Raw genomic sequence first — 14438 nt, 5'->3', positions numbered from 1 at the left:
TGTCCTCGCGGCTGACGCAGGCCGGCTGGGGAGAGGGCGTCTTGAAGGTAGGGTGCCGCACGATACGGAGACACGGGCCCGCGCTGCCCCTTGTGTATGACCTGGAGGTAGGGCTGTGGACATCCGCGTGCTGGGCCCTACGGAGATCGTCGATGACGACGGCCACGTGCGGGAGATCGGCTCCCTCAAGATCCGCACGTTGCTGGGCGTCCTGCTGCTGGCCGAGGGGCGGCCGGTCTCCCCTGCCACGCTGATCGACCGGTTGTGGGGGGACGAGCCGCCGGCCGAGGCGATGGCGTCGTTGCACTCGTACGTGTCGAACCTGCGCAGGCTGCTGGAGCCCGGACGCCCGGCGAGGGGGCACAGCCGGGTGCTCACCCTGGGACCGGTGGGCTACACGCTGACCGTCGACCGGGAGCGGCTGGACACGATGCGCTTCCTGCGTCTGGTCGGCCAGGCCGAGCAGGCCGCGGATCCGGTGGAGGTGGAGCGGGCGGCGAGCGGGGCGCTGGCGTTGTGGCGCGGGGAGCCGTACGCCGAGCTGGACGGGCAGGAGTACGTCGCGGCGGCCAGGGCGCGGCTCGGCGAGGCCTGGGAGCGGGCCCGGGAGCTGCGGGTCACGGCCGTCATCCGGCAGCAGCGCCATGACGAGGTGCTGGGCGAGCTGGAGGCGCTGACGTACGAACATCCGCTGCGCGAGCGGCTGTGGGGACTGCGGGCGCTGGCCCTCTACCAGTGCGGGCGGCAGGGCGAGGCCCTGGAGACGTTGCGTACGGCCCGCCGCGTCCTGGCCGAGGAACTCGGCGTCGACCCGGGTGAGGAACTCCGAGAGCTGGAACGCGACATCCTCGCCCAATCTCCTCGCCTGCGACCCCAGCGGACCCGCCTCGCCGCGATCGCCCACGACGCCACCACGCACGAGGCCACCGCGCAAGCGGCGCGGACGGACCCGGCGCAGCAGGTTGACCCGGGACGTTCCCCGGACGGGCAGCCCGATGGCGGCGAGGGCCGGCACCGTCCTCCCGAAGACGGTCCCGACCAGCACGGCCCTTCCGGCCGCGAGCTCGCCGAGCGGGCGCTCGCGGGCCGGCGGCAGGAGCTGGCCACGCTGGACGCCCTGCTGGAGTCGGTGGCAGCGGGCACGCCCGGCTTCGCGTTGCTCACCGGGGAGCCGGGGATCGGCAAGACGCGCCTGACCGAGGAGCTGGTGGCCCGGGCCCGCGCGCAGGGGTACCAGGTGGCGGTGGGCCGATGCGCGGCGACCGAGGGCGCGCCCGCGTTCTGGTTGTGGGTGACGGTGCTGGAGCGGCTGGCCGACGCGCTGCCGCCGCTGCCGGCCGAGGTACGCGAGAACATGCCGGGCGCCGGTTCGGGCACCCAGGCGGACCCGGAGGGAGCGCGGTTCCGCACGTACGAGGCCGCCGCCCGGGTGCTGCGGGCCGCGGCCGACAAGGGACCGGTCCTGGTGGTGCTCGACGACCTGCATTGGGCGGACCCGTCCTCGCTGCGCCTGCTGGCCTACCTGGCCGAGACGTTCGCGCACGGCCCCCTATGCGTGGTCGGCACGGCGCGGGACTGGCCCGAGCCGCAGGGCGCGCTGGCGGGCGCGTTCGAGGCGCTGGCGCGCCGCCGGGGGGTGCGGCTCGGACTGGCCGGCCTGTCGGTGGCCGAGCTGAGGGAACTCGCCCCGGCGGGCACGGATCTGCAGGCGTTGCGCGACCGTACCGACGGGAATCCGTTCTTCGTCACCGAGCTGATGCGCTACCTGAGCGTCGGCGCTTCGGAGGGTGGCGCGCTGCCGCTCGGGGTGCGTGACGTCGTGCTGGGCCGGGTAAACCGGTTGCCGGAGCCGTCGGCCGAGCTGCTGCGGGTGGCGGCGGTGGCCGGGCGCGAGTTCGACCTCGCGATCGTCGCCGAGGCCACGAGCCTGATGCTGGAGGACGCGCTGGACCGGCTGGAGCCCGCCATGGCGGCGGCGCTGATCGCCGAAGGGCGGCCGGGCCGGTTCCGTTTCGTGCACGCGCTGGTGCAGGAGGCGCTGACCGAGGTCGTGCCGGCGCTGCGCCGGGCCCGCCTGCACGCCGCGATCGCGGCCGCGATCGAGTCCCGTACCGGAGGCCGGATCTCCGACCGGCTGGCCGCCGCCGCGCACCACTGGCTGGAGGCGGCCTCGGCTGGGCACGCGGCCCGCGCGTGGCGGGCGGCATGGCGGGCGGCGGAGGAGGCCAAGCGGCTGCGCGCCCACGACGCCGCGGCCGAGCTGCTGGAGCGTGCCGTAGACGTGGCGGAGGGCGACCCGGAGCTGACCCCGGGCGAGCGCATGGACCTGCTGTTCGCGCTGGCCGAGGCCCGCCTCGGCGCCGGGGACGCGCAGGGTCAGCTCGCCGAGCTGCGGCGCGTACGGCACCTGGCCAAGCAGGCAGGCGACCGCCGCCGCCTGGCCGCGGCGGCCACCGGCTACGGCGGCCGCATCCTGCAGCCCTGGAAGATCTACGGCGACTACGACGCCGACCTGGTCACCGACCTGCTGCACCTGGCCGCGGACCAGGCGCTGGAGCCAGCCGCCCGCGCCCGGGTCCTGGCCTGCCTGGCCGTGCAGACCTACCACGGGCCGGGCCGCGACCCGGCCGAAGGACGGCGCTGGACCGAGGAGGCGGTGCGGCTGGCCGGGAACGAGAACGACGCCACCCTGCTGGGCTGGGTGTTGTTCGCCCGCTACACCGCGCTGCTCGACCCCGAGACCGTGTCGGAACGCCTGGAGACCAGCGAGCAGATGGTCCGCGTCGGGCGGGAGGCGGGCGACGACGAACTGCTCGCGATCGGGCTCACCTGCCTGGGCGGCACCCTGCTCGAACTGTGCCGGGCGCAAGAGGGCCTGGCCGTGCTGTCCGAGGCCCAGGAGCTGATCGAGCGCTCCCACCTGCCGTACCTGCGCATCATGCTGGGCTGGCTGCGGCTGGGGATCGTGGTCGACAGCGGCGACATGGCCGCCGCCGAGGCGCTGCTCGCGGCCACCACGGCCGAGCACCAGGCCACGTCGATGTGGGGGGTGAAGCCGCTCACGGCGGGCGGGGCCCATCAGGTCGCGCTCATGCACGCCCGGCGGGGAACGATCGATCCGGCCCTGCTCAGCAGGCCCCACGAGATCGCCAACGACAACCTGACGTACATCACCAAGGAAGGGCTGGCCTGCCGGCTCGCGGTCAGCGGGCGGCTGGAGGAGGCGCGGCAGGTCATCGGCCCGTGGGAGGAGCAGCCGCCGCTCCCCCGGACGTTCGTGCGCACGTACTGGCTGGTGCTGCGCATCGAGATCTGGGCGCGGCTGGGCGATCGCCGCGCCTGCGCCGCCCTGTACGAGCAGGCGCTGCCGTACGCCGACCGCATGGCGATGTCCGGGCTCAGCCTGCTCATGTGGCCGGTCAGCCGGTCACTGGCCCTGCTCGCCCGGGTCCTGGGCGACGACGAGGCCGCGCGGCGGCACGCCGATCACGCCATGGCCGTTGCGCGGGAGATGGGAGCTGGCGCCCTGATCGAGATGATCAAGACGGACCTGGCCGGGGATCAGCCCCACAGATAGGCCATGCGCCGCCGGTACCGCCGCTTGACCAGGCCGCTCAGCAGGCGCAGCCGGGCGGGCGAGGTCCGGCGCAGGTGTTCCTCGACGTCGGCGGGCAGGGCGAAGGTGATCCAGCCGAGCAGCTTGAGCACGCCGTGAGGCCCGTAGCGCTTGAGGATCACCTGGTGCATCCGGGCGTCCTCCTCCGGCGTGATGCACGCCATCATGAGCGGGATGCCGTCGATCTCCTCGTGCGCCAGGTGCGCGCCCAGCACGTCGGCCAGCGACCGCAGCGCGGTCATCAGCCGCTCCCGGCCCGGCTCCGACGGGCCCGCGTCGAACGAGCGGAAGGCGTCGGTGCTCTCCTGGATCCACCGGTCGGCCGCCTCGTGCTCGGCCTCCAGCGCGTCGATCACGTCGATCGCCTCGGGCGCGCGCTCACGCAGCCGGGGCCAGATGAACTCGTCCTCGGAGGTGTGGTGGTGGTGCAGCGCGTACAGCACCCAGTCGAAGTGCTCGCGCAGCGCGGAGACCCGCGCGCGGTCCTCGGTGCGCACCCGGCCGACGGCGGTGAGCAGGCGTCCCAGGTCGCGGCGGAAGCCGTAGTGCGCCAAGTACATGTTGCTCATGTCGAGGGGGCCGGGCACCGCGGCTGCCTGCCCGGGCAACCTGATCTGCGGTACGTCCGGATGTGAGGTGACCTGCATCGTCCTTCTCCTTCTCTGGCAAATGGGGTGTCAGCGATGCCCCCATCGTTTTCCGCAGGTCTTGGCTGATTCTGGAAGTACGTGCCCGGGCACGGAAGCAAGCACCTGCCAAGTGCCGCCCAAGCCAGCCCCCTAACTTCGACCTCGACAAGGTTGGTGGACGCAATGGGTGACGTACTGATCGTGGGAGGTACCGGCGGGATCGGGCTGGAGCTGGCGCGGCACTTCGTACGGCGGGGCCGCGCGGTCGTGCTGACCGGCCGCCAGGCCGACGCGGCCGCCAAGGTCACCGCTGGGCTCGACGGGCCGGGCACCGCCCGCGCGATCGACCTGGACCTGGCCGAGCCGGGCACGCTGGCCGCCACGCTCAACGACGTGGGCGAGCTGGACCGGCTGGCCCTGGTGGCCGTGGAACGCGACCGGAACACCGTCGCCGCCTACGACCACGAGCGGGCGAACCGTCTCACGACGCTGAAGCTGGTCGGCTACACCGAGGTGGTGCGCGTGCTGGCGCCGCGCCTGACCGTGGACGCCTCCGTGTTGCTGTTCGGCGGGGCCGCGCGGGAACGGCCGTACCCTGGCTCCACGACGGTGTCAATCGTCAACGCCGGGATCGCCGGCATGGTGGCGGCGCGGGTCAACGCGATCCATCCGGGCGCGGTGGCCGACACCCCGTACTGGGCGGACGGGGGCGCGCTGCTCGACGCGATCGCGCAGCGTACGCTCACCGGCCGCGCCCCCCATCCCGAGACCGGGCGAGAAGCGCTCTACCTCGCCTCGCCCTACGTCACCCATGTCAACGACGTTTCCCGCGCAGAAGGCCGAGCCATTCTTGACCTCCTCTACCGGCACATCGAGACCACCGAGTTCAGCTATCGGCATCAGTGGAGAGTGGGCGATCTCGTGGTCTGGGACAACCGATGCACCCAACACCTGGCAGTGGCCGACTACTTTCCTCAGGAACGCCTCATGCACCGCATGAACATCGCCGGTGACCGGCCCCGGTGACCTCCGTGAACCACCTCTCCCGAAAGGGACAGAAATGACCTCCGCCTTTTCGAGAAAGGCCGCCGCGCCGGCTTTTGCCGCAGCGGGACTGCTCAGCTTCGCACCTGCGGCGCACGCCGCCGAGAAGCAGACGATGACCACATCGAACAACAGCGGCGGCGTCTACCCCACGGTCAGCGGCGCGCCGGCGAAACTGTCTGCGTGCCGGGGAACAGCGGCGCTTTTTCTACGTCAAGTGCCCGGCGAGACACCCCGTGGTGGTGGACCAGGACGAGACCCATTCGCCGGGAATGAGCCACGAGAGTCACCTCGTCGACCCCAGTCCCGCGCCCGCCGCCCTCGCCTCGATCTGGAGCGACAATGTACCGGCGCCAGGATCGGTCACGCTGACGGCGACGTGTAGCCGGCCGCCCCAGGTCTGATTCCAGGATTTGGAGCCTCAGCCCTGGTCGTCCCAGTGACCCACCAGGTCGGCGTAGAGCGCCGACCTGGCCACCAGGTCGGCGTGGGTACCGAGGAGCACGGCGGCGCCGTCCATCAGCAGGACGCGGCCGGCTCTGCGGGCCGAGCTGATCCGGTGCGCGATCACGATGAGGGTGGTCCGCTCCCGGGTGGCGAACGCGGTCTCGGCGCGGTGCTCGGCGGCCGGGTCGAGGTGACAGGTGGCCTCGTCCAGCACGACGACGCGGGCCGGTGAGGCATGGACCCTGGCCAGGACGATGAGCTGGCGTTCCCCTGCCGACAGGCTCGCCGGGACGTCGATGGTCGCGTCCAGGCCGCCCAGCCGTTCGACGAGGCCGTCGGCTCCGACCGCCTGCGCGGCGGCCAGCAGGCAGGCGTCGCCGGCGTCCGTCCCGGACAGGTAGGCGAGGTTCTCGCGGAGGGTGCCGGTGAAGACGTACGCCTCCTGCGGGATGAGGGCGACCAGCGAGCGCAGCTCGGCGGCGGGCAGGTCGTCCAAGGGCACGCCGCCGAGCCGTACGCGGCCCGCGGTGGGCGGGCGCAGGCCGGTCAGCAGCAGCGACAGGGTGGACTTGCCGATGCCGCTGGGCCCTGCCACCACCAGGTGCTCGCCGGGTTCGACGGTGAAGGTCAGATCGCATACGACCGGTGCGGCCCCGGCGGCGTAGGCGAAGCCGAGACCTTCGGCCTGGAGGCGGTAGCCGACGGGGGTGGCGGTCGTCGGCCTGGCCGACGGTGTGACGGCGGGGATGGTCGTCGTCTCGGCGGGGGCGGTGGTCTCGGAGAGCCTGCGCAGGGTGACCGCGAGTGCCACGCCCCAGCCGCCGGCCACACCGGTGAGCGCGCGCATGGCGGGCTCCAGGCCGGTCGCCACATAGGTCATCGCGCCGACGACCTCGCCCGTGGTCAGCCGGCCGTCCTGGACCAGCGAGTGCGCGGTGAGCAGCAGGATCAGCAGCGGGAGATGGGCGCCGAGCGCGACGACGAGGCGGCGGCCGGTCCCGGCCCGGGCCAGGGCCGTGGTCGCGGCCGACTGGGCGGTGACGGCCTCACGCACGGTCGCCCCGGCCTGCTGGTACGCGCCGCAGGCGGCGACGTCGCGCGTACCGGCCAGGATGGGGGTGACCTGGGCCGTCAGCGTCTCGGCCGTCAGCACCAGCGCGCGCTGGCGGGTGACCAGGGCACGCAACAACCGGGCGAACACCAGCAGCGCCACGGCCACGGGAACGGCGACGACGGCGGCGGCGATCGGGGACAGCAGCAGGAGGCCGACCAGGGCGGCGATCAGGGAGATGCCGAGCTGGCGGGTGCTGCGCAGGAGCGCCGAGAGCAGGTCGCGGACGGTCTCGACCTGAGCGGTGAGGCGGGTGACGGCGGCGGTGTCCGGGGGGGTGTGCGCGGTGGCGGCACGGGTGACGGTGGCGGTGACCACCGCGGTGATCAGGTCGTCACGCAGGGGCTCGATCACCGCCGCCAGGTGCGGGAACATGAGCTGGGTGGCGGCGGCCTTGACGATCATCGCCACGCCGAGCAGGCCGAGCCAGCCCAGCCCGGCCGCCGGGTTGGCGGCCAGGAGACCGTGGTCCATGGCCGCGCCGATGAGCAGGCCGGACACCATCGCGGGGAGACCTTCGACGAGCGACCAGACCAGGGCGATGGTCAGGTGGCGGCGGCGCGGGCGCAGCAGTGTCAGCAGCAGCCGGAAGGCCGGGGCGGCAGGGGCCGCGCCTGGGACGGGGCGGGTCAGGGGCGGGGCGGACACGGTTCCTCCTCAAGCGAGGCCGGGACGGTGGCGACGGCCGCGGTGGCCAGGGTGGCTTCGGTGGCCGGGGCGGTCGCGGTGGCGAACAGGGCGCGATAGGCCGGGTCCCGCCACAGGTCGCGGTGGGTGCCCTGGGCGCGGATCCGGCCCCGATCGAGCCAGACCACCAGGTCGGCGCGGGCGGCGGTGGTGGCGCGGTGCGCGACCACGAACCGGGTGCGGCCGCGCATGTCCACCGTCAGCGTGCGCGTCACCTGGGCCTCGGTGACGGCGTCCAGGCCGGAGGTGGCGTCGTCGAGGACGGTGAGGCGGGCGTCGCGCACCAGCGCGCGGGCCAGTCCCAGCCGCTGGAGTTCCCCGCCGGACAGCAGGGCGTCGGCCGCGGGCGTGTCGTATCCCCGGGGCAGGCGGCGTACGACGTCGTCGACGTGGGCGGCGCGGGCCGCGGCCTGGACGTCGTCCCGGCCGGCGGCGGGCAGGCCGTAGGCGATGGCGCCGGCCAGGGTGCCGCCCAGTAGCGCGGGCCGTTCGAAGGCGTAGGCGACGGCGTCGCGCAGCGCGGCGGGATCGGTCTCCCGCAGGCATTGCCCGTCGAGCAGGACGTCGCCGCGGTCGGGGTCGATCAGCCGGCCGCTCAGCAGGGCCAGGGTGCTCTTGCCCGCGCCGGAGCGGCCGACCAGCGCGGTGAGCGTACCGGCCGGGAGGTCGAGGTCGAGGCGGTCCAGGAGCGGTTCGCCCTGGTCGTCCAGGACGGTGACGCCGCGCAACGACAGCGCGCCCGGCCCGTCGGGCAGCGGCCGGGTCCCCGGGGCGGGCACGGGCAGGGCGAACACCTCGCTTACCCGCCGACCGGCCGAGCGGGCGCGGGAGAAGTCCATCAGGGCGTCGACGTGGTCGATGAAGCTCAGGCCCAGCAGGGTGTATCCGGCCACGGCCAGCAGTTGGCCGGGCTCCAGGCGGCCGTCGGCGACCCCGAGCCCGGCCACGGCGAGCACGGCCACCTCCACCAGCGGCCGGATCAGGCTGATCCGCCACACGCCCCGGGCCTGGGCCCGCCACAAGGCGTGCCCGGCGGCGGAGAGGTCGGGCAGCGGGGCGAGCACCCGGGCGATCTCCCGGCCGGCGCTGCCGGAAGCCTGCACGGTACGGATGCCCGCGAGGGTGTCGGTCAGCCGGGCGGCCAGCCGGCCCTGGGCGGCCTGGTAGCGGTCGAACAGGCCGGAGAGCCGGGTGACGAGGCGGCGGATGACGATCATCGCGATCGGCACCCCGATGAGGAAGGCCAGTCCCGCCTGCCAGTCGACCAGAAGCAGCGCGACGACGCCGCCCGCGGAGGTGATCAGTCCGACGGCGGTGCGCAGCAGGCTGACCGGTGTGGAGGCGACGACGCTCGTGTTGCTCACCAGCCGGTTGGCCAGTTCCCCGGCGGGTAGGCGACGGGTCGCGGTGGCACCGAGGGAGAGGATGTGGCCGGTCAGCCGCAGCCGCAGGGACGTGATGGCGGACGCTGTGGAGGCGGCGCCGGCGAGCGTGCCGGTGAGGTCGGCGACGGTGCCGGCGGCCAGGACAAGGCCCAGCTGCCACGCTGCCGCGTGCACTCCTCGGCCGGACAGGGCCGAGGTCACGGCGGCGGCCAGCACGGCGGGCAGCGCCAAGGTGGCGGCGGCCGAGGCGGCGGAGGCGGTCGCGGTCGCCGCCATGGGCATCCATGCGGCGCGCGCGGTGGAGGCCAGCAGGCGGTCGCCGTCTTGGTGCGTCGTCTTCTGCCGGGTCCGGCCCGGCGGGGAATCCGTCATGGGGAGCTCTCTCTGCGGCGCGGCCGGTCGGTGCGTGCCGCGCCTCGGGAAACGTGGGGGCGCGGACGCGCGCGCCGCGCCCCGAGGGGAACGTTGGGGCGCGTCGCGCTGTGCGCCCTGCCGGGCCCGGCCCGGCAGGGCGGCCATCACCGCGAGGCGGGGCTGGATGCCTGCCTGGCCCGCCCCGCCGTGGGGTAGGTGATTACATGTGGCCGTGGGTGGCGCCGGTCTCCGGGTCGGTCTCGACCGCGGAGACGTCGCAGCTCATGGTGCACTTCATGAGCCCGGACTCCCGCTGGGCGGGGAGCAGGTCCAGGGCGTTGACGTCGAGTTCCATCGTGTTGCCTTTCTCTTGTGGTTGGCAGGGCCGTCCGCCGTGGGCGGCAGGCCCGGGAAACGACCGGCGGCGTGGTGCCGCCGGCCGGGCCAATGGGGCCCTTCGCGCTACGAAGGGCAGGTCAGGGACCGGAGGTCAGGAAGGCGGCGAGCTGATCGAGCACGCCGCCGTCCACGTCGTCGGTCACCGGGTCGTGACCGGCGCCGGCCACCTCCCGGTAGACGAAGTCGGCGCCTTCGCGGCGGCCGGCCCGGAGGAGCCGGTCGCGCAGGCGGCGGGAGTGGGTGACCGGGATGATCGGGTCCTGTTCGCCGTGGACGATCAGCAGCGGAAGCCGGATGCGGTCGCCGAGGCGGAGCAGGTCTCGTGGGCCGAGCGCGTCGTAGATCACCTCCCGGCCGCCGAGCCGGTCGATCATGGTACGTACCGTGGGCGGGCCGTCGGCATACAGCGCGGGACCGGACAGGAACGGGGCGACGACGGCCGCGCGTTCCCACAGCTCGGGCCGGGCGGCGCTGGCCAGCAGGGCCAGGTAGGCGCCGTAGCTGGCGCCGTACACCATGGGCCGTGACCCGGCGGGCCCTCGGGCGCCGGCCAGGGCGTGCCCCAGGTGCAGGACGTCGGCCAGGTCGGGGCCGCCCCACGCGCCGCGGATGGCGTCACGGTGGGCGGTACCGTAACCGGTGCTGCCACGCTGGTTGGGCGCGACCACGGCCACGCCGGCACCGGCCAGGCGCTGGAACAGCGGGTCGTAGGCCAGGTGCCAGGCCGCCTCGGGACCGCCGTGCAGGGCGATCACCACCCGGCGGGCGGTGGCGGGGTCGCCGTAGACGATGGCCTCGATGGTTCCGGCGGGTCCGGCGCAGGCGCGTACGGAGGCCGGGACCCCCTGCCTGTCTCCGGGCACGACCTCGGCGATCGGCTCCGGCACGGTGAGCACGGACGGCGGGCGGTCCGGGGCGTTGTGCAGCAGGTGCAGTCCGGCCTCGGTCCAGCGGGCGAGCGCATGGAGCGTGCCGGGCGGGAGGCCGACCTCTCGTGAGGTGTCCTCGATCAGGTCGTGCAGCAGCAGGTGGGAGCGGGCGCCCCGGGTGACCGCCAAGGCCAGCCTGCGTCCGGCCGGGTCCAGCGCCAGGGGTCTCACCTGGCCTTCGATGAGGTTCAGCCGGTCGGGGAAGACCGTGGCGGCCTGCGCGTCGTCGCGATGGCGCAGGCCGAGCCGGTAGGCGCCGTCGCGATGCGCGGCGGTGAGGAGGGTCCCGGCCGGGGCGGCCCACAGCAGGTACTCGTCGTCGGCCGGCCCGGCCAGCGGCATGAGCGTGCCGTCCGTCAGGTCCAGCACCTGCGGGGCGACCTGCGGCTGTTTGGGTCTCAGGGTCAGGCGGCGGCCGGTCGCGTCCAGCCAGAGGCCGCCCACGACGGGGTGCGGCAGCGTGGCCGTCAGCTCGGGGGGCTCGGCCTGCCCGGACAGCCGCCACACCGTGCCGCGACCGGCGGCGTCGCCGGTGAAGGCCCAGGCGGCCGTTCCCGGTGCGGGGCTGGGCGTGAGCGCGACGACGTGCGGTCCGAAGACGGCGAGTTCGTGCTCCTCGCCGGTGGGCGGATCGAGCAGGACGAGACGGACGGCGTCGGCGCGGTCGCGGCGGGCCAGCAGCAGGCGGCCGTCGTGGGTAGGGGTCGGCAGGGTCCACAGGCGTTCGGGGGTGCGTGAGCGCGACATCCGGGAGCGTGGGCGGGGGCCGGTGAGATCCCACAGCTCCGGGATCATCCCGTGGACGCCGCCGCCGTGAGTCAGGCAGGCGGCGTAACGAGCGCGGCCGGAGAAGCGGAAGTTGACCCGTGCCAGGTAAGGACCATGTTCCCGGGCGGCGGCGGTTTCCCCGGTGGCGGGCACGATCCGGGAAGCGTTCATGCCCGGCTCCCGGTGGGCGTGGCGTCGGCCGACCAGGGGCGTGGGCCGACGTGGCGCAGGCGGTGCAGGAAGTCCAGTACGCCGGCCAGCCCCGTGTTCCAGCCGATGGCCGCCTCGCGACCGCCCTCGTCCGGGACCACCAGGAGCCCGTCGCGGACGACCGCGCGTGCCCACAGGACGGCGGCCAGTTCCTCGGCCTGCTCGCGATAGGAGGGATCGTCCAGCGCGTCGGCCAGGTCCAGCAGGAACTGGCCGTCTCCGGCCAGCCCGTGGCAGGCGGCGTTGCCGACGCGCAGGCGCTGGCCGTGGACCGTGACCGCCGCGGTCTCGGCGGCCTGGCGGAAACGTGGCGCGCCGGTGGCGGCGTGCAGGCGGATCAGGAACGTGCCGATCCCGGAGGCACCGTTGCACCAGTGCTGCATCCCGCTCTCCTGGCCAGGGCCGATGGGCCAGCTGGCGGCGCCGTCGCGGAGTTCGGCGGCGGCCACCAGCATCTCTCCCGCCGCCACGGCGATCTCTGTGCAGTCCTGCCTGCCCAGCGCGGTCCCGGCGGCCAGCAGGTACGCGCCGATCCCGGCGGCGCCGTGCCCGAAGCCGTAATGTGTCGCGCCGGCCAGCGAGGAGTCGAAGTCGTCGGGAATGGGCCACAACACGGTGTCCGGGGTTCGGCGGGCAGCACGCAGCAGGGTGTCGGCGCAGGCGTGCGCGTGGTCGCGGAACCGTACGTCGCCGGTGGCGTGCCACAGGTGCAGCGCGGTCAGGCCGACGCCGGCCAGGCCGTGGCACATGTCCGGGTTCGGCCAGTCGGCCGGCAGGCCCAGCGCCAGGTCGAGGCCCGTCTCGCGCAAGGACTGGTCGTCGAGTGCGCGGCCGGCCTCGTACAGGCCCCAGGCGATGCCGGCCCGGCCGAAGAACAGGCCGGGTGAGGGGCGTTCCTCAGCGGCCAGCCGCCGGGCCGTCCAGCGCGCCGCGTCCCGCAGGCACGCCTCCAGCTGGACCGTTCCCCATCCGTCCGTGCCCAGCAGCGAGGCGAGCAGGGTGAGCACTCCGGCGGAGCCGTGCTGCACGGCGCAGGGGTCGGCGGTCGCGCCGAAGCCCGTGACGGGCCACAGCCGGCCGCGCGGGGCGGGGTCGCGGACCTCGGCCTGCGCCATAGTGCTCAGCGTGTACGTCAGCCCGTCGAGCAGCAGCCGTTCCTGCTGGTGCACGCCCAGCCGCAGAGGGCCGGGGGCCGTGGACGGCAGCGGCTCCCGCAGGAAGGCCGTCACCCTGCCCAGGTCCCAGCGCCGCTCAGGGTCCTCCCGCATCAGGCCGAGCACCAGCGGGCTCAGCGCCGTGACGAGCGGGTCCCGCGCGGCGGCCGTCGTGACCAGGGTCTCGATGCGCGCCTCCCACGAGCGTGCCCCGGCGGGCTGGTCGTCGGCCAGCGTCGGATGGCAGCCCGACGCCAGGTAGAACAGGGTCGCCCCCAGCGCGTACAGGTCGGCGGAGACGCCCGGCGCGGGGGTGTGCCAGCGGGCCCGGACCTGCTCGGGCGGGGCGTAGCCGGGGGTGAACGCCGGGCTGACGGGATCGCCGGGGCGCGCGGCCATCTCCAGGTCGATCAGCAGGCAGTCGCCGTCATCGGTGATCATGACGTTGTTGGGTGTCAGGTCGCGCAGCACGTACCCCTGCGCGTGCACGGCGGACACCAGCTCGGTCAGCCGCCGCGCCAGCCGCAGGACCGCCTCGCGCCGCTCCCCCGCCGGGCGCCAATCGGTCAGGACGGTGCCGGCCAGCCGCTCCTGGACCAGGAAGACGTTGTCGTCCTGCTCGAACAGCGCCACCTTGCGCGCGGTGACGCCCAGCGGCTCGAACAGCTCCAGCATGCGTGCCTCGTGACGTAACTGGTCTCTCTCGTCACGACCGTCCAGGAAGATGCCGACGTGCGGGCGCGCCCGCTTGATCACCACCTCGCCGCCCTCGGTACGGTCCTCGGCCAGGAACACGCCGCCCTTGGCACCGTGCCGGATCGCCTCGCGCACCACGTACCGGCCGGCCAGCAGCACCGCTTCCGGCGCCTCCTTGAGCACCGGGGCCTGGCCCGACTCGAACGGGCATCGCGCCCAAGCGGGCGGGGAGTACCAGGCGTTGCGCTCATCGGCCACCGTCGTGCCGTCGGGCGCGGTGAGCCGGTAGGCGTACGTGCCGTCGTTGGACAGCGAGCTGGGGGCGGCGAACCCGCCGAAGCGGTAGTGCACCCGGCTGCCCGGCCGGTAGAGGCGGTCGGACAGGACGGGCGGGCCGGGCAGACCGTAGGTGGCGGTGTGCAGTTCCTCGGCGAGCGTCACGGCGGCTTCGTCGTCGGGCGGATAGACCGTGATGAACTTGCCCACCGACCCCCGATTCGTCTGGCGCGACAGCAGTCCCCGCAGCTCCTCCAGGGTGGAGGCGAACTTGAACGAGCACCGGTGCCGGCCCAGCACCTCCGCCGCCCGCGCCAGCACCACCGGAGCCGACAGCGGCGTCGCCGAGACGTGCAACTTCCAGCCCTGAGCGCGCTTGGCCCAGCCGACCGGAGTCAGGTACGTCCACGGCGTGTCGACGCGTACCCGCCACCCCGCGACGGTCTGCTGTTCCGCCGCCGGGGCGTCCTCCGCGGTGCGTCGCAGGACTGCTTCGGCGATGTCCCTCAGCAGGTGGCGATCCCCGGTGCTCACATCTCCCCATTTCCTACTACTGCAAGTACGGCGAGAGCCCTTGAAGGCTCCGGCCACGCTGGAATCGTGTCGCGATCACTTGGGCGGCGCTTGAGCCGTTCTTGTCCCGGCCGGGCAGGGAGGCGGGGCGGACGAGTCCAAGTCGCTGGTCAGCCCAGCTCAAGCCGCTTGTCTACCGTTGCCGCGGGACGAAGGCCGA

8 protein-coding genes are annotated in these 14438 nt (G+C 74.1%); 2 read left to right on the top strand and 6 right to left on the bottom strand.

All coding sequences use genetic code 11. From position 1 onward, the window contains the following. Positions 1 to 115: 115 nt before the first annotated feature. The gene (locus GT755_RS28965; RefSeq protein ID WP_161482756.1) at positions 116 to 3577 is read left to right on the top strand and encodes a BTAD domain-containing putative transcriptional regulator; all 3462 of its coding nucleotides are present in this window, start codon (positions 116 to 118) and stop codon (positions 3575 to 3577) included. Here the strand turns inward: GT755_RS28965 and GT755_RS28960 are convergent. Next, entirely contained in the window at positions 3562 to 4263 is a 702-nt protein-coding gene (locus GT755_RS28960) for a hemerythrin domain-containing protein (RefSeq protein ID WP_161482755.1), read from the bottom strand. The two genes, GT755_RS28965 and GT755_RS28960, sit on opposite strands and share 16 nt — an antisense overlap. Before the next feature lie 165 nt (positions 4264 to 4428). Between GT755_RS28960 and GT755_RS28955 the strand changes: the two genes are divergently transcribed. Then, the gene (locus GT755_RS28955) at positions 4429 to 5271 is read left to right on the top strand and encodes an SDR family oxidoreductase (protein ID WP_161482754.1); all 843 of its coding nucleotides are present in this window, start codon (positions 4429 to 4431) and stop codon (positions 5269 to 5271) included. 439 nt (positions 5272 to 5710) lie between these two features. On the opposite strand, the gene GT755_RS41355 is transcribed toward GT755_RS28955, so the two are convergent. The 5 genes from GT755_RS41355 to lanL all read right to left on the bottom strand — a co-directional run bounded on the left by GT755_RS41355 (position 5711) and on the right by lanL (position 14239). Continuing rightward, entirely contained in the window at positions 5711 to 7495 is a 1785-nt protein-coding gene (locus tag GT755_RS41355; RefSeq protein ID WP_161482753.1) for an ATP-binding cassette domain-containing protein, read from the bottom strand. Continuing rightward, positions 7477 to 9291, bottom strand: coding sequence for an ABC transporter ATP-binding protein (locus GT755_RS28945; RefSeq protein WP_235967593.1), 1815 nt, complete (start codon positions 9289 to 9291; stop codon positions 7477 to 7479). The genes GT755_RS41355 and GT755_RS28945 overlap by 19 nt, the downstream gene beginning before the upstream one ends. 202 nt (positions 9292 to 9493) lie before the next feature. After that, the gene (locus tag GT755_RS38760; RefSeq protein WP_202610647.1) at positions 9494 to 9628 is read right to left on the bottom strand and encodes an ALQxL family class IV lanthipeptide; all 135 of its coding nucleotides are present in this window, start codon (positions 9626 to 9628) and stop codon (positions 9494 to 9496) included. Between the two features lie 121 nt (positions 9629 to 9749). After that, a complete protein-coding gene (locus tag GT755_RS28940) occupies positions 9750 to 11540 on the bottom strand; it encodes a prolyl oligopeptidase family serine peptidase (RefSeq protein ID WP_161482752.1) in 1791 nt (596 codons plus the stop codon). Then, complete coding sequence (gene lanL, locus GT755_RS28935) at positions 11537 to 14239, bottom strand: class IV lanthionine synthetase LanL (RefSeq protein WP_161482751.1); 2703 nt, start codon at positions 14237 to 14239, stop codon at positions 11537 to 11539. Before lanL ends, GT755_RS28940 begins: the two co-directional genes overlap by 4 nt. Positions 14240 to 14438: the final 199 nt, after the last annotated feature.

Origin of the sequence: Herbidospora solisilvae (assembly GCF_009901565.1) — a bacterium.
Taxonomy (GTDB): Bacteria; Actinomycetota; Actinomycetes; order Streptosporangiales; family Streptosporangiaceae; genus Herbidospora; species Herbidospora solisilvae.
This window is presented reverse-complemented; position numbering and strand designations above follow the sequence as displayed.

Bases quoted from the DNA above. Each gene is read 5' to 3' on its own strand.
- GT755_RS28960 (WP_161482755.1), bottom strand. From the start codon at position 4,263: ATGCAGGTCACCTCACATCCGGACGTACCGCAGATCAGGTTGCCCGGG.
- GT755_RS28955 (WP_161482754.1), top strand. From the start codon at position 4,429: ATGGGTGACGTACTGATCGTGGGAGGTACCGGCGGGATCGGGCTGGAG.
- GT755_RS28945 (WP_235967593.1), bottom strand. From the start codon at position 9,291: ATGACGGATTCCCCGCCGGGCCGGACCCGGCAGAAGACGACGCACCAA.
- GT755_RS38760 (WP_202610647.1), bottom strand. From the start codon at position 9,628: ATGGAACTCGACGTCAACGCCCTGGACCTGCTCCCCGCCCAGCGGGAG.
- GT755_RS28940 (WP_161482752.1), bottom strand. From the start codon at position 11,540: ATGAACGCTTCCCGGATCGTGCCCGCCACCGGGGAAACCGCCGCCGCC.